The following is a 21,048-nucleotide window of genomic DNA, read 5'->3' on the forward strand; positions in this document are numbered from 1 at the left end:
GGGGAGCTGCCTAAAGAACTGCCAGGTGCAACGCCTCGTGCGGGTATTCCGGGACGCGCTCCTGGAACTGCAGCACAGCCTCGTTTCGGATGACGCCGTCGCGGATCTCGATGGCCCGCGCAATGGTGTCGTTCGCGTCCCACGCGGCCGGTCCGCCCATGACTGTCCCGAGGAACGGTTGGAGCGCCTGGCTGATCTCCCAACTCGAGGAGTTCCAGAGGTAGGACGGGCTGTGGTCCACTGCGTAGTAGTTGATGTGGTCACCGACCTTGATCATCGGTGCCGCAAACGTGGTGGACTTGGCCCAGCTGAAGCCCATGCCGTCATCGCAGGAAACATCAACGATAAGGCTGCCTGGGTTGAACGCTGCCAGGTCCTCGGTCCGCAGGTATGTGAGCGGGTTGTTCGGGTCCTGCAGCGTGCAGTTGACCACGATGTCGCTCTCGGCGAGGAACGGAGCCAGCGGAACCCTGCCCCGTTCGGTGATGACCTGGCTCAGGAAGGGAGCCTCGTCGTCGTGGTCGAACTGCACGATGTTCACTGAATGGATGGGGGCGCCCACCGCTGCCACGCCGCGGTTGGTCAGCACCTGGACGTCGTGGATGCCGTGCGCGTTCAGCGCCGTCACCGCCCCGCGCGCCGTGGCGCCGAAGCCAATCACGACGGCGCTCAGCCGGCGCCCGTAGTCCCCAGTGGAACCTGTCAGCGCCAGCGCGTGCAGGACCGAGCAGTAGCCGGCCAGCTCATTGTTCTTGTGGAACACGTGCAGGCCGAACCCGCCGTCGCTGGCCCAGTGGTTCATCGCCTCAAACGCTATGAGGGTCAGTTTCTTGTCAATTGCCAGCTGGGTGATGGCGCGGTCCTGGACGCAGTGCGGCCACCCCCAGAGGACCTGCCCGTCCCGCATCTCCGCCAGGTCTTCCGGCTGCGGTTTGGGCAGGAGGACGACGTCGGCCGCGGCCAGCAGTTCTTCCCGGGCCGCCATGCGTCCCACCAGCGTGGAGAGGTGGCTGTCCGGGACGCCGAAGCGCTCACCGTAGCCACGCTCCAGGATGATGCGCTGCCGCAGTGCGGGAGCGATCCGTTCGACGTGCAGGGGGTGGAGGGGTACGCGGCGCTCGTCCGGTTTGCGCGAGGAAGCCAGGACGCCCAGGCTCAGCCGGGGTTCGTGGCCGCTCACTTCTTCTTTGCGGCCTTGGTGGACGTGATGTCCAGGGAGCTGGCCGGCGCTGCGGCGGCCTTCTTGTCTGCGCGCTTTTCCTTGATGGACTTGCCGGACTTTTTTGATGCCGTTTGACGCGGGGACTTATCAGCCATGATTGCTCCTGTAGCGGAACCGAATAGGTTCCTGACTACTGAGACTACACCCGTGAACCTAATCATCAGCCGGGGGGTGCGCGCCCCTTTGAGTGCTGCAGGAATGGAGCGGCTGACGGGAATCGAACCCGCGTATCAAGCTTGGGAAGCTAGCGCTCTACCATTGAGCTACAGCCGCAATGCCCTCGCTCGCGCGGGGCAGAACTTAGCTTAGCGCAGATCTGCGGGCTCCCCGCCAACCCGGGCCGGCGGCCGCGCCGTGTCCCGCGAACCGTGGCGTCATCCAGTAACTCTTCAATAACGTCCGCGCCGCCGGCTAGGCCCGGGCGTGGGGCGGTGGCTAACCTGATCCGGGTAGCGGCCGCTTTGGGGGAGGCAGCTATTGCGGGCAGCCGACGTCAACCACAGGAATTTCTTCATGGCAATCGCAGAGCACGAGGTCCTCATAGAGCGCGACGCCATGGCCGTCTACCAGTACCTCCTTGACGCCACCAACCTCCCGGCCTGGCGCAGCGACGTCCGCAGCGTGAAGCTTGTGGAGGGTCCGGCCGAAGCCAGGGGCGCCGTTTACCGGAAGATGGTGGCCGGACGCTCCGGCCTGAGCATTCCCGCCGAATTGGAGATCACCAATGTCCGGCCCGGCGCCGAAATCCAGTTCCACGTGGTTTCCGGTCCTGCCACCCGGTGGGGCGGCTACTATCTCAGCACGGAAGAAGCCGGAACCCGGGTCCGGTTTTCCGTGGAAGCCAAACGCGAGGGACGGTTCGGGGTCCTCGGCAGGTGGCCCTTCTTTAACGGGATGCTCCAGCGCCGGGTCAGTTCCGATGTGGCCCAGCTGGACCGGCTGAAGAACGTGCTGGAGCTCCAGCCGGCCATCTGAACCAGTCCCTTCGCCTTTACTGCGCCAGCCGCTGCCCGGTCCACGGACCGGCAATGTTCGACGGCGACGCGAGGCTTCCGGAGCCCAGGTCCCAGTACTGCACGGTGTCGTTGGCGCGGCGGAGCGCCACGCCCCTGGTGTTCAGGCCGGTGGCATCACGCAGCGACCGGATCCCTGTGACGTCCGCCCAGCCGGTAGCGACCGTGGCCCGGGCTTCGGCGCGGAGGGCGGTGCTGCCCCACCCCCGGTAGAGCTGCACGGTGCCGTCGGTCCGCAGCCCCAGGATGTCCTGGAAGCCGTCACCGTCGTAGTCCACCATGGCGAGCCGGGAGGCATACACGCCCGTGGCCACGGTGACGCGTTCTGCAATATCGCCGGTGCCCTTATTGCCGTAGAGGTAGAGGTTTCCGCCGCCGTCCAGGGCCAGGATCTGCGGCATCCGGTTGTTTGCGCACCATCCGCCCACGGCAAGCGTCAGGGAATCCCATCCGCCCACGCCCAGGGTGATTGGCGCCTGGAACCCGCCGCCGGCGATGCCCCGGTGCAGTGTGAGGTTGCCGTTGGCCCATTGGGTCAGGACGTCAAAGGCGCCATCGCGGTCCCAGTCGGTAACGAAGACTTCCTTGGCCCCGCTGAAGCCTGAGCCGATTACCTTTGCGGCGGCATAGGTGCGGGGCCCGGTGGAGGCCCGGTCCAGCAGTTGCCCGGCGGAGTCGACCGACACGAGGTCGGCAGGGCCGGTGATTGCCGCGGCGCTGAGATTAAGGGTGGGCGGCATGTGCTTCACAGGTGCGTCGCACAGGCTTGGCGGTGACGGCGGGAAGGCATCTCCCGATGCCGAACCGCCTGGTGAATCGAGGGTGCCTGCCGGGAGCGTGGTGTAGCCGAAGAAGTTCACCACGCCCCAGATCTGGTAGGTGGAGTTGGTGTAGGAGATGCCGGCGCCCATCACGTTGAAGCGCGGGTCAAGGAGCATGGCGTTGTGGCCAGGCGAACCCTTCCACCATTCCACCAGCTGGGCTGCATCCCGGTCGGTGCGGATGGCGATGATCTCGCCGGCGCCGTTGTTCGGATTCATGGCGCGGGGGTCGGTCCAGAAATTGGCCCGGTGTTCGATCACCTCACGGGTGGCGATGTTGTCGGACCAGTCCTGGGACAACCCCGCCACAGTGGGGTGGTACTTGACCTTGTTCAGGCCGTTGGCCACACGGTATTCGTTGATCTTGGTAAAGACGGTGAGGATGGCCGCTGAATTGTTGTCCGGGACCAGGGCTTCCGTGGACAGGCTGGGGGCGGCCGGAGCCGTGAGCCGGGTGGCCGGGGGCGATGCCAGATCCTGGTCCGGTGCCCAGAGCGGCGGGATGGACACGGTTCGGGGAGCAGGCTCCACGGTGGACGCCGCAGGTGCCGGCGGGGGCGTAGGTTCGGTGGCGGGCTGGACCGCGGGCGTGGAAGGGGCAGCAGGCGCGGGGGTGGGTGCCGGCGCGGGCGCGGGATCCGTCAGCGGTGACGCCACCCGGATATCCGGGTCCACGGCCGGGGTGAGGCGCCCGGCGGAAGCGCCACCCGCTGTGGACGCACCGCCGCCATGCACCAGCGGGGCTGCAAGCGAAATGCCCGCCGCCCCCGCCTGGGTCAGCGGCAACGGCGAGGGCGGTGCAGTGGCTGATGACGAGACCAGCGCCAACGCACAGAGCACGCCAAGAAAAGACGGTGCCACTAATTTATTCACAACATCCCCAGCTCTGTTATGCCATCCCGGGAGACCATTCCGGCGGCTTTCATTCGCAACATTAGCCCCACGAGGCCACAGCAACAACGGGAAAATGCGGGTGTGGATAACCGATACGGTAATTTGGGAGCCGTGCTGATCTCTGACCGCGACATTCGTGCCGAAATTGATTCCCAGCGGATCGTGCTGGAACCTTACGACCCCGCGATGGTCCAGCCGTCGTCCGTGGATGTCCGGATCGACAAATTCTTCCGGTTGTTCGACAACCACAAGTACGCGCACATCGATCCCGCGCAGGAGCAGCCCGAGCTGACCCGGCTGGTGGAAGTGGAGCAGGACGAGGCGTTCATCCTGCACCCCGGGGAGTTTGTCCTGGGCTCCACGTATGAGACGGTCACCCTGCCCGACGACATCGCGGCCCGCCTGGAAGGAAAGTCGTCCCTGGGCCGGCTGGGCCTGCTGACGCACTCAACCGCGGGCTTCATCGATCCCGGTTTTTCCGGCCACGTCACCCTTGAGCTGTCCAACATGGCAACGCTGCCCATCAAGCTGTGGCCGGGCATGAAGATCGGCCAGCTCTGCTTCTTCAGGCTAAGCTCTGCCGCGGAATACCCGTACGGTCAAGGCGAATACGGCAACCGCTACCAGGGCCAGCGCGGTCCCACCGCCAGCCGCAGCCACCTGAACTTCCACCGCACCAGCATCTAGCAGCGACGCCGGCCACATCAGGTCTGCGGAGCTACCGCGGGCCTTCGGACGAACGGCCTGGCCAGCGGTTCGACGTAGCGTGCGGCCAGTGGGCCCACCACCGCCATCAGCAGCACATAGGCGGTGGCCAGCGCCGCGAGCTCATGCGGGACTGCCCCTGACGCAACCGCCAAGCCTGCAATCACAATGGAGAATTCGCCGCGCGCAACGAGAGCGGCGCCGGCACGGAAGCGTCCGGGCCGGGCGATCCCTGCCCGTTTTGCCGCCCAGATCCCGGTCAGCATCTTGGTTGCCGCAGTAGCCACGGCCAGGACCAGGGCCCATCCCAGGACCGGCGGGATGGATGAAGGGTCCGTGTTGAGCCCGAACGCCACAAAGAAGATGGCCGCAAACAGGTCCCGCAGCGGCTCGAGGATCCGGGTGGCATTGTGGGCAGTGGACCCCGAGATGGCGATGCCCAGCATGAAGGCTCCCACTGCTGCCGAAACCTGCATGGCGGACGCCGCGCCCGCCACCAGCAGGGCGGCGCCGAGGACGTTGAGCAGGAAGACCTCGGAGTTCTCGCTGTGCACCGCTTTGGAGACGTGGTGCCCGTGCCGCAGTGCCACCATGAGCACCACACTGACCACTGCCAGGGCGATCCCCACGGTGGTGAGCCCGCCCAGGAAACCCACACCCGCGAGCGTCGCCGTGAGGATGGGCAGGTAGACGGCCATGGCCAGGTCCTCGAAGACCAGGATGGACAGCACGACCGGGGTTTCCCGGTTGCCCAGCCGGCCCAGGTCCGTGATCACCTTGGCGGCGATGCCGGACGAGGAAATGTACGTCACCCCGCCCATGACCATGGCCCCCACGCCGCCCCATCCCAGCAGCAGGGCAAGGCCGGCACCGGGCAGGAAGTTCAGCACGAAGTCCAGCACGCCCGCCTGCCAGGAGCGGCGAAGGCCGGTGAAGAGCTCAGCCGCTGTATATTCCAAACCGAGCATAAGCAGCAGGAGGATGACGCCGATCTCGCCCGACAGATGTGCGAACTCGTGCATACCTTCAAGTTTGACGATGCCGCCGGCGCCAAAAGCCAGCCCGCCCAGCAGGTAGAACGGGATCGGGGACACGCCGATCCGTCCGGCCAACCTGGCCAGGAGGCCGAGGAAGAACACAACGGCCCCCAGTTCAATGAGGGTCTGGGCCAACGGGTCCATGGAATCTAGCCGCGGCGAAGGATATCGGCCGCTGAGTCCAGGCCTTCCTGGGTGCCGACTGCCACCAGCAGGTCACCGGCGTGGAGGACGACGTCGGGTCCCGGCGAAGGCAGCACCTCACCTTCCCGCATGATGGCCACGATCGAAACACCGCACCGCGTGCGGATGGACGCCTTGCCCATGGGCTGGTTCTGGAAAGGGGAGTCCGCAGCAATGGAGAACTGCCGGGTGACGATGCCAGGGACGTCCTTGTGCTCTTCCGCGAGCTTCATGGCCAGATGCATACCGCCCAGGAGGTTGCCCAGGGTGGCGGCTTCATCGCTGGTGAGCGGAATCGAGGCCTGGCAGGTATCGGGGTCGTCCCAAGTGGAAACGATGAGTTCCGTCTGGCCTTCCCGGAGCTCCACGACGCCGATGCGGCGTCCGGAGGCGGTCATGAAATCCTTCCGGCGGCCCAGGCCGGGAAGGTTCGTTTCGTCCACGTTCATGACTCCAGCCTAGTCGGCCTGGCAACACCGGGCGGAGGGCTGCACCAGCATCGGAACGAGTTTTCAGCTGGCCGGGACCACGGCGATGGGGGCCCGTTCCGGTGCCTTCACCGGCAACAGCACAAGGAGCCCTGCGAGGAGGACCACCATAATGCCCAGGATGCCCCACCGCTGTGCCTGCCCGGCGGGCACCAGCGGAGTTGCCACCGTGATGCAGAGCGTGAACAGGGCAGGCGCCAGGAAGCTGACGGCCCGGCCCGTGGTGGCGTACAGGCCGAAGAGCTCACCGGACTCACCGTGCGGCGCGAGCCGGGCCAGGTAGGCGCGGGACGAGGATTGGGCGGGACCCACAAACAGGCAGAGGAACAGTCCGAAGACCCAGAACGTCGTGCTGCCGGCCCATTCCATGCCGAAGAAGGAATAGTTGCCGTTACCCAGGGCCAGAATGGCGGTCCCGGCAATCAATAGGCCCACCAGGGAACCGGTGATAACAGCCTTGGGGCCTACCTTGTCGTCCAGGAACCCGCCGATGACGGCGCCGACGGCGGCCACGACGTTCCCGAAGATGGCGAAGAAGATGACCTGGGACAGGGCAAACCCGAATGTGCCGGCCGCGATGATGCCGCCGAATGTGAAGACTGCTGCGAGGCCGTCCCGGAACACGGCGCTGGCCAGGAGGAAGTAGATGGTGTGCGGGCTGGTGGCGTAGATCGCCTTGATCCGCCGGAACAGCAGCCGGTAGCTGGCGGCCAATCCCAGCCGCGCGGCCTGGCCGGAGCGCGGCACTTCGGGAACGGCGAACAGGACGGGGAGGGCGAAGACCAAGAACCACAGGGCGGAGAAAACGGCCACCAGCCTGATGTTGAGGCTGTCCTGCGTGGAGGCGCCGAACCATTCGAAGGCAGGCTGGACGAAGAGCTGCAGGACGATCAGGAGCGCGACGATGCCGCCCAGGTAGCCGGCGCCCCAGCCGAAACCGCTGACCTTTCCGATGTTCCGCGGCGTGGACACCTGCGCGAGCATGGCGTTGTAGTTGACGCCGGCGAATTCGAAGAAGACGTTGCCCAGTGCGATCAGCGAGACGCCGAGGAGCAGGAATTCCGGGTGCGGGAACACGAAGAAGCACAGTGCGGTCAGGATGGCGACGGCGGCCGAGTTGACTCCCAGCCACAGCTTGCGCCGGCCCCCCGCATCCGAACGCTGGCCGGTGACAGGTGCCAGCAGCGCGATGGCGAACCCGGCAACCGCCAACGCGCCGCCGAGTACCGCCGAGGCACTGTCCTCGCCGCCGAAGGCGTTGGACGTCAGGTAGACCGTGAAGACAAACGTCGTCATGACGGCGTTGAAAGCAGCGGAGCCCCAGTCCCAGGAAGCCCAGGCCAGGACCTGCCCTTTGGAGGAACCGGTTCCGGCAACAAGAGCCGAGGCGGGCTGCATCGCCCCGGGAGCGCTGGCGCTGTTCATACGATGCATCGTATCCGCCCGTGGCGAACACTCGGGGACCACGGGCCCTTGATGCCGGGGATTCGGGCAGGGGCGGTGGGTTAAACCGGGGAAGACGCCGGACCGGCCTTGATAAACTGGGCCCTCCCGGACCTTACTTTTTGCCGCCTGCTCCAACTTTTGACAATCGAATCCCTGACGTTGCGGAGAATACAGTGATCACAGTCCTTGCCGTGCAGTTTTCGGTGGCTGTCCTCGCGCCCTTCCTCTTCCGGCTCTGGGGCCGCAACGCTTTCTATGCACTGGCGGCCGTCCCGGCGGTTTCCTTCGGCTGGCTGATGTTCCAGCACAACCCCATTTACTCAGGCCCGGGCGCCATCACCGAGTCCTTCGAGTGGATCCCCGGCCTCCATCTGGAACTTGCCTTCCGGATGGACGCGCTGGCGTGGGTCATGTCCCTCCTGGTGCTCGGCGTCGGCTCCCTGGTGCTGGTCTACTGTGCGCGGTACTTCAAGCGGACGGACCAGGACCTCGGTGGCTTCGGTGCCCAACTGCTGGCGTTCGCAGGCGCCATGTTCGGCCTGGTCACAGCGGATGACCTCCTGCTGCTGTTCATTTTCTGGGAACTGACCACCATCCTGTCCTACCTGCTGATCGGCTTCGCGCGGACCCGGCTTGCCGCCCGGCGCTCCGCCCTCCAGGCGCTGATGGTCACCACCGCCGGCGGCCTGGCCATGCTGGTAGGCCTGATCATGCTGGGCACGGCCGCCGGCACCTACCGTATCTCCGGCATCCTGGAGCAGGCCCCCGCGCTGGCCGACGGGACGTCCGGGGCCATGGTGAGCGCCGCCGTCGTACTCATCCTGGTAGGTGCCATCACCAAGTCGGCGCTGGTCCCGTTCCACTTCTGGCTGCCTGGCGCCATGGCCGCGCCCACCCCGGTCAGCGCCTACCTGCACGCTGCGGCGATGGTCAAGGCAGGCATCTACCTGGTGGCACGGCTTGCCCCGGGCTTCGCGGAGACTGCCTACTGGCAGCCCGTGGTCATGGGGCTGGGGCTGGCCACCATGCTGGTGGGCGGCTACCGGGCCCTGCGCCAGTCCGACATCAAGCTGATCCTGGCCTACGGCACCGTCAGCCAACTGGGCTTCCTCACTATGGTGGTAGGCCTGGGAACGCCCGATGCCGCGCTGGCCGGCCTGGCCATGCTGCTGGCACACGGCCTGTTCAAAGCCACGCTGTTCCTGGTGGTGGGCATCATCGACCACCAGTCCGGGACCCGCGACGTCCGGAAACTGTCAGGCGTCTTCCGCTCCTCCCGCGCCCTCGGCATCGTTGCCGGCATCGGCGCCGCGTCCATGGCCGGTGTGCCATTGCTGGCAGGGTTCGTAGCCAAGGAATCGGTGCTGGAAGCCTTCGTCCACCACGCCACGGACCCGCATTCCGGTCCGTGGGGCATGGTGGTCCTGGTGGGGCTGGTGGTGGGCTCCATCCTGACCTTCGCCTACAGTGCCCGCTTCATGTGGGGTGCGTTCGCGGTCAAACCCGGGGTGGACCCCACACCGTTCAAGGCCATCAGGCCTTCCTTCCTGGCGGCGCCCGCCGTCCTCAGCCTCCTGACCATCGCCTACGGGCTCTGGCCGGTTCCGGTGGACGCCTGGATCCAGCCGTACGCCGCGCTGTTCGCATCCACAGCGTCCGACGCCGGCACGCCCGCAGCGCAGGCAGGCCACCTTGCGCTGTGGCACGGGTTCACCCCGGCGCTTGGGCTGACGGCCATCACCTTCGTGCTCGGCGCAGCCATGTACTTCGGCCGCACCGCGGTGGCCCGCGCCCAGTCCCTGGTCCCGGCCTGGGTGGACGGCGACCGCGCCTACCAGCTGACCATCGGAGCGCTGGACGACGCTGCCGTCTGGATCACCGGCCGGACCCAGCGCGGTTCCCTGTACTTCTACCTCGCAGTGATCCTGAGCGTGGCATTCGTCCTGCCACTGGTGGCCATACTCCTGGGCGGCAACGCACTCCCGCCGAACGTCTACCTGGTGGACCCGAATTCGCCACTGCAGCTGGTGGCCGGCGCGGGCATCGTCATCGGCGCCTTGGCGGCCGTCAAGGCCAACAAGCGTTTCCTTGCGGTGCTGATGGTCTCCGTAACCGGCTACGGCATCGCGCTGGTGTTCGCCCTGCAGGGTGCCCCGGACTTGGCCCTGACCCAGATGCTGGTGGAAACCATCATCCTGGTGGCCTTCGTCCTGGCCATGCGCAGGCTGCCTCCCGAACTGCGCGACCGCACCGGCGGAAAATACCGCGTACTTCGCGTCATCATCGGTGCCGGCTTCGGCGTCACCATGGTATTCGCGGCCATTTTCGCCATGGGTGCCAGGACGGCCATCCCGGTGTCACTGCAGTTCCCGCAGCTCGCCTACGAAGGTGGTGGCGGCCTGAACGTGGTCAACGTGACCCTGGTGGACATCCGCGCCTGGGACACGTTCGGCGAGATCAGCGTCCTGGCACTGGCCGCCACCGGCGTGGCAAGCCTGATCTTCGTGCGCGGCCGCGGCGACCGGCTCCAGGCATCCGCGAGCGTTGCGGCGGGCACGGTGGGCAGGCATCCCGGGGTGGACCCCGGCTCCCGCGACGCTGCAGCCCTGGCCATCAGCCGGAGGTTTGCGGCCTCCACCCGGGACGCCTGGATTGTGGCCGGCCGGACCCTGGCCCCGGAACGCCGCTCCATCATCTTCGAGGTGGTCACGCGGCTGATCTTCCACTCCATGATCATCTTTTCGCTCTACCTGCTGCTGGCGGGGCACAACCTGCCCGGCGGCGGATTCGCCGGTGGCCTTACTGCCGGCCTCGCCCTGACCATCCGCTACCTGGCAGGCGGCCGCTTCGAGCTTCGGGAGGCTGCGCCCTTGAGCCCGGGGGCGCTCCTGGGCATCGGCCTGGCACTCGCAGCCGCCTCGGGCATGGCGCCGCTGCTGCTGGGCGGGCAGGTGTTCCAGTCCGCCATCATCCAGGTCTGGCTGCCCGTGTTCGGGGACATCAAGTTCGTCACCTCCACCATCTTCGATATCGGCGTATACGTCGTGGTGGTGGGCCTGGTGCTTGATGTGCTGCGCAGCCTGGGGGCCGAGATCGATGAGCACTTGGAGGAACAGTCCGGGCCCGGCGCACAGGAGCCGGAACGGTCCCAGGAAGCTGGCCAGGAGCCTGGCGTTGCCGGGGACGGGCAGGGCACCGGGGAGCTGGAACAGGAACCGGACGGGATTCCTGCCGAGACCACCGCAAGGGGACACGCATGAGCGTCAACCTGACCCTGCTGATTGTCATGGGAGCCCTGTACGCCTGCGGCATCTACCTGATCCTGGAACGCAGCCTCACGAGGGTGCTGCTGGGGCTGATGCTGCTGGCCAACGCCACCAACCTGCTGATCCTGGCCACCGGGGGATACGCGGGACTGGCGCCGCTCTTCAGCAAGGACACGCCCGCCCGGGACTACAACGATCCGCTGCCGCAGGCACTGATCCTGACCTCGATCGTGATTTCCTTCGCGGTCACCGCCTTCATGCTGGGCATCATCTACCGCACCTGGGTGCTGGCCCGCCAGGACGACATCCAGGACGACGCCGAGGACCTCCGGGTGGCCGTGACCCCCAGCTTTGATGCCGAGGATGACGCCGAAGTCCCCGCGGAAACATCAGAGTTCCCGCTCACCATGCTCGGTTCCGACGGCAAGGATGTTTCGGACCGCGGTGCTTCCGGCCGGGACACGGACCGGGACGCGGACCGGGTGGCCACGCTGGTGGCAGGCGGCCGGGAAATGCCCGCCGAACATGCTGCCGCGGAGGAAAAGCCAGGCTCCCTCAACGTTGACCACAGCCCGGAAGGAGGCGGAAAGTGAACATCGCAAGCTTTGCCCCGCTCGCCGTCGTACTTCCCATCCTGGGCGCCGCCCTGACCTTCCTGCTGATCCGGCACTCCCGGGCCCAGCGGGCGGTGAGCATTGGCCTGCTGTCACTGACGCTGGCACTTGAATGCCTCCTGCTGGCGTCCGCTTGGAACGGTGGCACCGCCGCGGTGACCATCGGTGGCTGGATCCCGCCGTTTGGCATCGTCATGGTGGTGGACCAGTTCTCCTCCCTGATGCTGGTGGTGTCCTCCGCCGTCAGCCTTGCGGTGCTGGTATACGCCACAGGCCAGGGCATGGCCGACGGCGACCGCGACGCGCCGGTGTCCATCTTCCACCCCACCTACCTGATCCTGGTGGCCGGGGTGTCCAACGCGTTCCTGTCCGGGGACCTCTTCAACCTGTATGTCGGCTTCGAGATCCTGCTGACTGCAAGCTACGTGCTGATGACCCTGGGCGGCACCGGGCCGCGGATCCGCGCCGGCGTCACCTATGTGGTGGTGTCCGTCGTGTCCTCGGTGTTGTTCCTGATTGCCATCGCCATGGTCTACGGGGCCACCGGGACCGTGAACATGGCGGACCTTGCCATCAAGCTGGGCGAACTGGACCAGGGCACCAAAACCCTGCTGCACGTGATGCTCCTGGTGGCCTTCGGCATCAAGGCCGCCGTCTTCCCCTTGTCCTTCTGGCTTCCCGACTCCTACCCGACCGCTCCGGCACCGGTCACGGCCGTGTTCGCGGGCCTGCTGACCAAGGTGGGTGTCTACGCGATGGTCCGCACCGAGACACTGCTCTTCCCCGGCGATACGTTGAACACGCCGCTGATGGTGGTGGCGCTGCTGACCATGCTCGTGGGCATCCTCGGTGCCCTGGCCCAAAGCGACATCAAGCGCCTCCTCTCGTTCACCCTGGTCAGCCACATCGGCTACATGGTGTTCGGGCTGGCCATGTCCTCGGCTGTTGGGCTGGCGGCGGCGGTCTTCTACGTGGCGCACCACATCACCATCCAGACCAGCCTCTTCCTGGTCACCGGCCTCATCGAACGGCGCGGCGGCAGCTCGTCCGTGGACCGGCTGGGCGGACTCGCCAAGCTCTCACCCATGCTGGCGCTGTTGTTCTTCATCCCCGGGATGAACCTGGCCGGCATCCCGCCGTTCTCCGGATTCCTCGGCAAGGTTGGCCTGCTGCAAGCCGGCGTGGAGCTGGGCACGCCGCTGGCCTACGCGCTGGTGATCGGCGGCGTGGTGACCAGCCTCCTGACGCTTCTGGCCATCGCCCGGGTGTGGAACCGTGCGTTCTGGCGGAAGCCGGAGGACGCCGAGCACCCCGACCCCGTGCTCCTTGCCACTCCCGCTGCGAGGGTCTCCGGGCCGGGAGCCAAGGTGAACAACACGGTGACCCTCCTGCCGCGCACCATGGTGGGCTCCACGGCCGCCCTGGTGGTGCTCGGTGTTGCCCTGACCGTCTTCGCCGGACCATTGTTCGCACTTTCGGACCGGGCAGCCCGGGACATGCTTGACCGGACGCCGTACATCCAGGCGGTGCTGGGCGAGGGCATCGCCGTTCCCGGCACCACCGCGGCGGGAGGAGGACGATGAGCCGTAAACGCATTTCGCTGCGCCAGGAACTTCCGCTCCTGGTCTGGCTGGTGATTGTGTGGGGCGCCCTGTGGCAGGATTTCAGCCCCGGCAACCTCCTCTTCGGGACCCTGCTGGCCGTGGGCGTGGCCCGGCTCTTCTACCTCCCGCCGGTGGAGCTCAGCGGCCGGTTCAATATTCTCCACGCCGTGCCGTTTGCGCTGGCCTTCGTGGGCAAGGTGGTGGTGGCCAGCGCACAGGTCCTGTATCTGGCAGCTGTCCGCGGCCCCAAGGTGACCAATGCCGTGGTCGCGGTGAAACTGCGCAGCCACCAGGACCTGATCGTCACTGCCACGGGACACGTGATTTCCCTGATCCCGGGTTCCCTGGTGGTGGACGTGGACCGTTCCACGTCCACGCTGTACCTGCACGCACTCAACATCACCTCCAAGAAGGACGTGGAAGGCCTGCGGAACGAGGTCCGCTCCATTGAAGCGGGCCTGATCCGCATCATGGGCACCGCGGATGAACTTGAAGAGGTCCGTATGGAGGCCGGCGCATGATGCCCGTTGTCCTGGCTGTCACAGCCGTCATTTTCTCGCTGGCGGCCGCCGGTGCCATCATCCGGATCGCCCGTGGCCCGTCGCTGCTGGACCGGGTGCTGGCTGCCGACGTGCTGCTCGCAATCCTTGCCGGGGCGCTGTGCATCGATATGGCGGTGAACCGGCACCTGAACAACCTGATGCTGGTGGTGGCCATCTCCATCATCGGGTTCATCGGTTCCGTGACCGTAGCCCGGTTCGTGGCAGACAGGAGGGTCAAGCCCAATGAATCCTGACTTCTCCGGGCCCGACGCCTGGATCGACCTCGTCTCCGCCGTGTTCATGGTGGTGGGTGCCCTCATGTCCCTGGGCGCCGCGATAGGCCTGCTGCGGTTCCCGGACCTCCTGAGCCGCATGCACGCCGCCACGAAGCCGCAGGTGCTGGGGCTCTTCCTGCTGCTGGCGGCCATCGGGCTGCAGCTGCGGACGTGGTGGGTGTGGCCGGTTCTGGTGGTGGCGTGGATCTTCCAACTCCTCACGGTGCCCGTGTCCGCCCACATGGTGGGCCGTGCCGGCTACCGCACCAAGCACCTGCACCGGGAACTGCTCACCACCGATGAACTGGAAGCCGTGGTGCAAAAAGCCGCCGCCGAGACTGCCCGGAAGGACAGCCCCGACGACGGCCGGTAACGCTGGGGCACGACGCTAGACGATGTCCTGGGTCTTCGCGAAGCGGGTGATGGCGCGCTGGGTGCCGCGGTTGGCCAGGACCTGGATGATGGCACTGACCGACGCCGAGATCAGCGCAAAGGTCAGCGCCGAACGCAGGCTGGTGGGTACGTCCTCGTGTTTGCCGGTGGGCGGCTTCTGTCCGGTGGTCTTTTCCCAGATGGCATTGACCAGTTTGGTACCGGCGAGGCCTGCGCCGAGGCTCACGCCTGTCCCGAGCAGTTTGATGAGAAGGTTCATTCCAGGTACTCCTTGCGGGCGGAAAACGGACTGCTCCCAGCCTAGCCGGTCATATCCGGGTGATTGGCGCCGGCAGCCCGCAATCCAGCCCGGCCAGGTGTAAACTTGACCACGCCCAACCGGGCACAACAACAAGCGTTACCCACACCAAAAGCAACACTAAAAACGACAGGGGAGCGCCGCCGTCGGACAACCTGGCATTAGCCGGGCACCGCAGGTGGGCGCTGAGAGTGCGGACAGCCGCAGACCCTCGAACCTGATCCGGTTAGTACCGGCGCAAGGGAGTCGAGTTCTCAAAGTGTCGCGGTTCCACGGCCACAGGCCGCCGGCCGGGTCCACTTTCCCCTCCTGTTTCCCAGGAGGATCACATGAGTACTGCAGCAATCAAGAAGACCACCAGCAAGTCCTGGCGCGTCGTGGACATCGTCGTCGCCGCGCTGGTGGCCATCGCGGGCGGCGTTATTTTCTGGGCATGGGACCAGGGTGCCGCCGCCCTGTCGGCCCCCATGAACGCAGCCTACCCACCCCTGACCGGCCTGCTCGCCGGGGGCTGGATGATTCCCGGCGTGCTGGGAATGCTGATCATCCGCAAGCCCGGGGCGGCCCTGTTCTGCGAGACCGTCGCCGCCACCGGCGAACTGCTGATGGGTTCCCAGTACGGCGCCTCGGTCCTGTTCTCCGGTTTCATCCAGGGCCTGGGCGCGGAAATCATCTTCGCAATCTTCGTCTACCGCAAGTTCAACCTGCCCGTGTCCCTGCTGGCAGGCGCCGCGGCCGGATTCTTCTGCGGCCTGAACGATTCGTTTGCACCGTGGGGCTGGAACATCGCCTACTCCGGCGCCGACAAGCTGGCCTACATTGTCCTCACCACCATTTCCGGGGCCATCCTTGCGGGTGCCCTGGCCTGGGTTGCCACCCGCGGCCTGGCACGCACCGGGGTGCTGAGCTCCTTCGCGTCCCGCAAGGCCGCAACGGAGCCCGTCTTCTCCTGATGGCACCCTCCCAGGACTCCGGCGCGGTCCGCCCCGCCGCCGTCACCGCCCGTGGCTGGGGCTGGCGGCATGCCGGCAGAGCCAAACCCGCCGTCCACGGCCTTGACCTGGACATCGCCCCCGGGGAGCGGGTGCTCCTGCTCGGCCCCTCCGGCGCAGGGAAGTCCACGCTGCTTCACGCGCTGGCCGGCGTCCTGGGAGACATCGACGACGACGGCGAATCAGGCGACGCCGACGAGTCCGGTTCGCTCCGGGTGGACGGAGCCGCGCCCCGCGCCCAGCGCGGCCGCGCCGGCCTGATGCAGCAGGACCCCGAAACGCAGGTGGTCCTTTCCCGGGTGGGGGACGACGTCGCCTTCGGCGCCGAAAACCTCGCGGTGCCCCGCGACGCGATCTGGCCCCGGGTGCACGCGGCGCTTGCCGACGTCGGACTCTCCCACCTCCCGCTGGACCACCCGACGTCGGCCCTGTCCGGCGGGCAAAAGCAGCGCCTGGCGCTGGCGGGCATCCTGGCGATGCGTCCCGGCCTGATCCTGCTGGACGAACCCACCGCCAACCTCGACCCGGACGGCGTCCTGGAGGTCCGCGACGCCGTGGCCCGCTGCCTGGACAAGACCGGGGCCACCCTTGTGGTGGTGGAGCACCGGGTTTCCGTCTGGAAGGACCTGGTGGACCGGATCATTGTCCTGCAGCCGGGCTCGGCCTCGGATCCCGCCGTGCTCCTGGACGGCCCGCCGGACCGTGTGCTCAGTGAGGCGAGGACCATGCTGGCCGCTGCCGGCGTGTGGGTGCCCGGGTATGTGCCCGCGACCCGACCCCGCGCTGCGGTCCCCGCCCCGGGAACGGGGAACCTGTTGTTGGCCGCTGAGCAGCTTGCCGTGTCCCGCGGACGCGCCCGCCGGCAGGGCTTTCGGAAGATTCCGCCGGCGCCGGTCCAGGAGGACGTGGCTGCACAGGTCCGCGCCGGGCAGGCCCTTGCCATCACCGGTCCCAACGGTGCCGGCAAGTCAACCTTCGCCCTGACCCTGGCCGGCCTGCTGGAGCCCGTGGCGGGGAAAGTTTCAGCCACGCTGGACCTCAGCCGCGGCGCCGGCATCGACCCCTACAAGTGGAAGGCCCAGCAGCTGATCTCGCGGGTGGGCACGGTGTTCCAGGAGCCGGAACACCAGTTCGTCACCGGGAAGGTACTGGACGAACTGCAGTTCGGCCCGCGGCACCTGGGGCACGGCGCGGACAGGGTGGACGAACTGCTGGAGCGCCTGCGGCTCACCCAGCTGGTGGACGCCAACCCCTACACGCTCTCCGGCGGGGAAAAGCGGCGCCTCTCCGTGGCCACCGTCCTTGCCGCCAGCCCCCAGGTGCTGATCCTGGACGAGCCCACGTTCGGGCAGGATGCCAATACCTGGGCCGAACTCGCATCATTCCTGTCCGAGCTTCTGGATGCGGGTACGGCGGTGGTTTCCGTGACCCATGACGCGGAGTTCACCTCGGCCCTGGGCGGGACGGAACTGCGGATGGCTGCCGCGGAGGCGGTGGCACCATGAGGCAGGAACTCACCTTGAGCGGCAACCATGCACTCCTGGCCCGCGCCAACCCGCTCAGCAAGTTCGCGGCGGTCCTGCTCATCACGGCGGTCCTGGCCTTGTCCATCGACTGGGTTTCCGCCTCAGTGGCCCTCGCCTTCGAACTGATGCTGTTCCCCCTTGCCGGGCTCACCGTGTCCCTGCTGTGGCAGCGCGGATGGCCGCTGATCCTCGCCGCAGCCATCGGAGGCTGGAGTACCGCCATCCTGGCGCCGGACAGCGGCAGGATCCTGCTCGACGTCGGCATCTGGAGCATGAGCGAAGGTTCCCTCCAGTTGGGCATCGGCTTCCTCCTGCGCGGCTTTGCGATCGCCCTGCCCGCGGTGCTCCTGATGAGCTGCACCGACCCCACGGACCTGGCGGATGCACTGGCGCAAAAGGCCCGCCTGCCGCACCGGTTCGTCCTGGGCACCCTCGCCGCGATGCGCCTGGTGGGGCTCATGGCAGAGGAGTGGCAGACCATCGGGATGGCCCGCCGTGCCCGGGGCGTGGGCGCCCGCGGCAGCCTCGTCCAGCGGGTGAAGGCGACGCTGGGCCAGAGCTTCGGACTGCTGGTCCAGGCCATCAGGCGGGCGTCGAGGCTCGCCGTGACCATGGAAGCGCGTGGGTTCGGCGGGGGCCGGCGGACGTGGGCCAGGGAATCCACCTTCAGCCCGCTGGACTCCTGGGTGGTTGCCGGCGGTGTGCTGGTGGCCGGACTGGCCCTGGCGGCGGCCGTCTCTGCCGGCACGTGGAACATGGTCTGGCTGGGCAGCTGACTCCCGCTGGAAGCTCTGTACGCGTTCCTATCGCATCGGATGGGTAGCCTGGGGATGGTGGCCTTCACCTGCTCCTCGAAAGGGGAGGGATAACTCATTTATGATATATTCGCGGTATGACCCAGAGAACCGCTGAACACGTTGCCGCCATGCTGAGGGACGCCCGGGGCGAGAAAGGGTGGACCCAGGGCCAGCTGGCCGCCGAACTCGGCACCAGCCAAAGTGCCGTGGCGCGGATGGAACAGGGCAAGCAGAACCTGAGCCTGAAAATGATCCAGCGGCTGGAAAACATCTTTGACCGCAGCATCGTGAACGTGGCCAAGCCGCGGATGACGCACCTGCGGGTGGAGGGCGGCCGCACCCTGTCCGGCGCCGTGGACGTCAATAGCAGCAAGAACGCCGGCGTGGCACTGCTGTGCGCCAGCCTGATCAACCGCGGCACCACCGTGCTGCGCCGCCTGGCCCGGATCGAGGAAGTCAACCGCATCGTCGAGGTGCTGACCAGCATCGGCGTCGAGTGCACCTGGCTCAATGACACGGACCTCCGCCTGCGCCGCCCCGCCGTCCTGGACCTGGACGCCATGGACGTGGACGCGGCACGCCGCACCCGCAGCGTCATCATGCTGCTGGGCCCCCTGCTGGATGAGTCCCGGGAGTACCGGCTGCCCTACGCCGGCGGCTGCGACCTGGGCACCCGGACCGTGGAGCCCCACATGCAGGCACTGCGCGAGTTCGACCTGTCAGTGGAGGCCACGGCAGGGTTCTACACCGTGCAGGCACCGCCCGCGGATAGCCGGGACCGCTCTTTCGTCCTCACCGAACGGGGGGACACCGTTACCGAGAATGCGATCATGGCGGCGGCCCACCGGCCCGGAACAACCGTGATCCGCAACGCCAGCCCCAACTACATGGTGCAGGACCTCTGCTTTTACCTGCAGATGCTCGGGGTGGCCATCGAGGGCGTGGGAACCACCACCCTGCGGATCACCGGCAGGCCCGTGATCGACGCCGATATCGAGTATTTCCCGTCCGAGGACCCCATCGAGGCCATGAGCCTGATTACGGCGGGCATCGTCACCAACTCCGAGGTCACGGTCCGCCGGGTCCCCATCGAGTTCATGGAAATCGAACTGGCCACGCTGGGCCAGATGGGCCAGAAGCTCGAAATTTCCGGCGAATACATGGCCCGCAACGGCCGCACCCGGCTGGTGGACGTCACCACCAAGCCCTCCGAGCTGCGTGCCCCCGAGGACAAGATCCACCCCATGCCGTTCCCCGGGCTGAACATCGACAACCTGCCCTTCTTCGCCGTCATTGCAGCTAACGCCCATGGCCAGACCATGATCCACGACTGGGTTTACGAGAACCGGGCCATCTACCTGACGGAGCTGAACCGGCTCGGCGCACAGGTACAGCTGCTGGACCCGCACCGGATCTACGTCAACGGCCCCACGAAGTGGCGCGCCGCCGAGGTGGGCTGCCCGCCGGCACTCCGCCCGGCCGCCTGCCTGCTGCTGGCCATGCTGGCCGCGCGGGGCGTGTCCGAGCTGCGGAACATCTATGTGATCGAGCGGGGCTACGAGGACCTGGCGGAGCGGCTGAACACCATCGGCGCCAAGGTGGAGTACTTCCAGGACTAGGCATTCATCCTTCGTCATGAAGGGAGGCGCCCCTGTGAATGCCCGGCGGGCGCGGCAGAATATTCGTATGCGTACATTCGGCGTCGAGGAAGAACTCCTGATTGTTGATCCGGAGTCCGGGGAGCCGCTTGCCCTGGCCGATGCCCTCCTCGCTGGCCGGCGCGTGGCAGCCGATGATGCGCCGGTGGAGCTGGAAAGCCGCCATGCCGGCAACCAGGCGGATTACGACGACGAGATGGGCTTGAGTGCCGAGCTCAAGCTTGAGCAGATCGAGACACAGACCCGGCCGTGTACCGACTACGGAAGCCTGCTGGAACAGATCCGGGCCGGCCGGGCGCTGGCGGACCAGGCTGCCCAAAAGCACGGGGCCCGGGTTGCGGCGCTCGCCACCTCTCCCGTGGCCTCGCCCAGCCACACCACGCCGGACCCGCGCTATGCCAGGATGCTGGAACGCTTTGGCCTCACCGCCCAGGAGCAGCTGACCTGCGGTTTCCACGTCCACACCTTCATTGAATCGCCGGAGGAAGGCGTGGCGGTCCTGGACCGGATCCGCGACAAGCTGGCGGTGCTCACGGCACTGAGCGCCAACTCGCCATTTTGGAATGGCGTCCCCACCGGTTTCGAAAGCTACCGGACCCAGGCCTGGAACCGCTGGCCCACTGCGGGCCCGGCAGGTATTTACGGGACGTATCCCGCGTACCGCCGCGTGGTGACCCGGCTGCTGGACAGCGGCGTCATGCTCGATGAGGGCATGCTGTATTTCGACGCCCGTCTCTCCCGGAACCATCCGACGGTGGAAGTGCGGGTGGCGGACGTGTGCCTCCGTGCCGGGGACGCAGCCCTCATCGCGGTGCTGGTACGGGCATTGGTGGAATCCGCGGGCCGGGAATGGCGCGAGGACGTGGATCCCGCGCCCGTACCCACAGTCCTGCTGCGGATGGCGTCCTGGCAGGCCAGCAGCGCCGGGCTGAGCGGCGAACTCCTGGACTTCGGCAACTTCAGGCCCGCACCGGCCGCGGACGTGGTCCGTTCCCTGGTGGACTACCTTGCCCCCGTCCTGGCCGAACAGGGGGAGCTGGCCCTGGCCAGGCAGGGGGTGGAGGACATCATTTCCCGCGGAACCGGGGCCGCTGAACAGCGCCGTGCCCGCGACAAGGCCCTGGCGGGGCAGCCGCCTGAGGACATGGGGTTCGGTGCCGTGGTGCGGCAGGCCGTCCACCTGACGATGCGCGACACGCTGGACCTGTCAGACATGGCGGACACGCCCGAGCTGCTGCGCGTGCGGCAGGCCTGACCTGCCGCTTGGGTTGCCG

Annotated in this window: 20 protein-coding genes, 1 tRNA gene and 1 riboswitch; of the genes, 13 read left to right on the forward strand and 8 right to left on the reverse strand. The window is 67.1% G+C overall.

Annotated features, from left to right (window positions below; translation table 11 throughout):
• Positions 1-10: 10 nt before the first annotated feature.
• The 3 genes from NIBR502771_RS06755 to NIBR502771_RS06760 form a co-directional block, all read right to left on the reverse strand.
• Positions 11-1,180, reverse strand: a complete 1,170-nt coding sequence (locus NIBR502771_RS06755) for a N(5)-(carboxyethyl)ornithine synthase (protein ID WP_141159062.1) — start codon at positions 1,178-1,180, stop codon at positions 11-13.
• Positions 1,177-1,317, reverse strand: a complete 141-nt coding sequence (locus NIBR502771_RS20685; RefSeq protein WP_168223187.1) for a hypothetical protein — start codon at positions 1,315-1,317, stop codon at positions 1,177-1,179. Before NIBR502771_RS20685 ends, NIBR502771_RS06755 begins: the two co-directional genes overlap by 4 nt.
• Positions 1,318-1,421: 104 nt before the next feature.
• Positions 1,422-1,495, reverse strand: a tRNA-Gly gene (locus NIBR502771_RS06760).
• 240 nt (positions 1,496-1,735) lie between these two features.
• Here NIBR502771_RS06760 and NIBR502771_RS06765 point away from each other — a divergent pair.
• Positions 1,736-2,197, forward strand: coding sequence for an SRPBCC family protein (locus tag NIBR502771_RS06765; protein ID WP_141159063.1), 462 nt, complete (start codon positions 1,736-1,738; stop codon positions 2,195-2,197).
• A 16-nt stretch (positions 2,198-2,213) separates the two neighbouring features.
• On the opposite strand, the gene NIBR502771_RS06770 is transcribed toward NIBR502771_RS06765, so the two are convergent.
• The gene (locus tag NIBR502771_RS06770; protein WP_371706630.1) at positions 2,214-3,917 is read right to left on the reverse strand and encodes a CAP domain-containing protein; all 1,704 of its coding nucleotides are present in this window, start codon (positions 3,915-3,917) and stop codon (positions 2,214-2,216) included.
• A 144-nt stretch (positions 3,918-4,061) separates the two neighbouring features.
• On the opposite strand from NIBR502771_RS06770, the gene dcd reads away from it, so the two are divergent.
• The gene (gene dcd / locus NIBR502771_RS06775) at positions 4,062-4,637 is read left to right on the forward strand and encodes a dCTP deaminase (protein ID WP_141161442.1); all 576 of its coding nucleotides are present in this window, start codon (positions 4,062-4,064) and stop codon (positions 4,635-4,637) included.
• Between the two features lie 17 nt (positions 4,638-4,654).
• Here the strand turns inward: dcd and NIBR502771_RS06780 are convergent, their stop codons facing one another.
• The 3 genes from NIBR502771_RS06780 to NIBR502771_RS06790 form a co-directional block, all read right to left on the reverse strand.
• On the reverse strand, positions 4,655-5,836 hold the full coding sequence (locus tag NIBR502771_RS06780) for a cation:proton antiporter (RefSeq protein WP_141159064.1): 1,182 nt from the start codon (positions 5,834-5,836) through the stop codon (positions 4,655-4,657).
• Between the two features lie 5 nt (positions 5,837-5,841).
• Positions 5,842-6,324: a cation:proton antiporter regulatory subunit gene (locus NIBR502771_RS06785; protein ID WP_141159065.1), complete on the reverse strand. Its 483-nt coding sequence runs from the start codon at positions 6,322-6,324 to the stop codon at positions 5,842-5,844.
• A gap of 63 nt (positions 6,325-6,387) precedes the next feature.
• Positions 6,388-7,788, reverse strand: a complete 1,401-nt coding sequence (locus NIBR502771_RS06790; protein ID WP_141159066.1) for an MFS transporter — start codon at positions 7,786-7,788, stop codon at positions 6,388-6,390.
• 194 nt (positions 7,789-7,982) lie between these two features.
• Here NIBR502771_RS06790 and NIBR502771_RS06795 point away from each other — a divergent pair, with 194 nt between their 5' ends.
• From NIBR502771_RS06795 to mnhG, 6 genes are read left to right on the forward strand one after another with little or no spacing between them, the layout of a single operon-like run.
• On the forward strand, positions 7,983-11,069 hold the full coding sequence (locus NIBR502771_RS06795; RefSeq protein WP_141159067.1) for a Na+/H+ antiporter subunit A: 3,087 nt from the start codon (positions 7,983-7,985) through the stop codon (positions 11,067-11,069).
• On the forward strand, positions 11,066-11,668 hold the full coding sequence (locus NIBR502771_RS06800) for a Na(+)/H(+) antiporter subunit C (protein ID WP_141159068.1): 603 nt from the start codon (positions 11,066-11,068) through the stop codon (positions 11,666-11,668). The genes NIBR502771_RS06795 and NIBR502771_RS06800 overlap by 4 nt, the downstream gene beginning before the upstream one ends.
• Positions 11,665-13,272, forward strand: coding sequence for a Na+/H+ antiporter subunit D (locus NIBR502771_RS06805; RefSeq protein WP_141159069.1), 1,608 nt, complete (start codon positions 11,665-11,667; stop codon positions 13,270-13,272). The genes NIBR502771_RS06800 and NIBR502771_RS06805 overlap by 4 nt, the downstream gene beginning before the upstream one ends.
• On the forward strand, positions 13,269-13,814 hold the full coding sequence (locus NIBR502771_RS06810) for a Na+/H+ antiporter subunit E (protein WP_141159070.1): 546 nt from the start codon (positions 13,269-13,271) through the stop codon (positions 13,812-13,814). Before NIBR502771_RS06805 ends, NIBR502771_RS06810 begins: the two co-directional genes overlap by 4 nt.
• Entirely contained in the window at positions 13,811-14,089 is a 279-nt protein-coding gene (locus NIBR502771_RS06815; protein ID WP_141159071.1) for a monovalent cation/H+ antiporter complex subunit F, read from the forward strand. Before NIBR502771_RS06810 ends, NIBR502771_RS06815 begins: the two co-directional genes overlap by 4 nt.
• Complete coding sequence (mnhG, locus tag NIBR502771_RS06820; protein WP_141159072.1) at positions 14,079-14,483, forward strand: monovalent cation/H(+) antiporter subunit G; 405 nt, start codon at positions 14,079-14,081, stop codon at positions 14,481-14,483. Before NIBR502771_RS06815 ends, mnhG begins: the two co-directional genes overlap by 11 nt.
• 15 nt (positions 14,484-14,498) lie before the next feature.
• Here the strand turns inward: mnhG and NIBR502771_RS06825 are convergent, their stop codons facing one another.
• Complete coding sequence (locus NIBR502771_RS06825) at positions 14,499-14,762, reverse strand: DUF4235 domain-containing protein (RefSeq protein WP_141159073.1); 264 nt, start codon at positions 14,760-14,762, stop codon at positions 14,499-14,501.
• A 160-nt stretch (positions 14,763-14,922) separates the two neighbouring features.
• Positions 14,923-15,063: riboswitch (TPP riboswitch) on the forward strand.
• 67 nt (positions 15,064-15,130) lie between these two features.
• Here NIBR502771_RS06825 and NIBR502771_RS06830 point away from each other — a divergent pair.
• From NIBR502771_RS06830 to NIBR502771_RS06850, 5 genes are all read left to right on the forward strand, one after another.
• Entirely contained in the window at positions 15,131-15,754 is a 624-nt protein-coding gene (locus NIBR502771_RS06830) for an ECF transporter S component (protein ID WP_141159074.1), read from the forward strand.
• Positions 15,754-17,298 (forward strand): ABC transporter ATP-binding protein, encoded by a 1,545-nt coding sequence (locus NIBR502771_RS06835; protein WP_141159075.1) that lies wholly within the window; start codon positions 15,754-15,756, stop codon positions 17,296-17,298. The genes NIBR502771_RS06830 and NIBR502771_RS06835 overlap by 1 nt, the downstream gene beginning before the upstream one ends.
• Positions 17,295-18,095, forward strand: a complete 801-nt coding sequence (locus NIBR502771_RS06840; RefSeq protein WP_141159076.1) for an energy-coupling factor transporter transmembrane protein EcfT — start codon at positions 17,295-17,297, stop codon at positions 18,093-18,095. Before NIBR502771_RS06835 ends, NIBR502771_RS06840 begins: the two co-directional genes overlap by 4 nt.
• A gap of 116 nt (positions 18,096-18,211) precedes the next feature.
• Positions 18,212-19,735, forward strand: coding sequence for a UDP-N-acetylglucosamine 1-carboxyvinyltransferase (locus tag NIBR502771_RS06845; protein ID WP_141159077.1), 1,524 nt, complete (start codon positions 18,212-18,214; stop codon positions 19,733-19,735).
• Positions 19,736-19,802: 67 nt separating this feature from the next.
• Positions 19,803-21,029 (forward strand): glutamate--cysteine ligase, encoded by a 1,227-nt coding sequence (locus NIBR502771_RS06850; RefSeq protein ID WP_141159078.1) that lies wholly within the window; start codon positions 19,803-19,805, stop codon positions 21,027-21,029.
• Positions 21,030-21,048 lie beyond the last annotated feature (19 nt).

Origin of the sequence: Pseudarthrobacter sp. NIBRBAC000502771 (assembly GCF_006517215.1) — a bacterium.
GTDB lineage: Bacteria > Actinomycetota > Actinomycetes > Actinomycetales > Micrococcaceae > Arthrobacter > Arthrobacter niigatensis.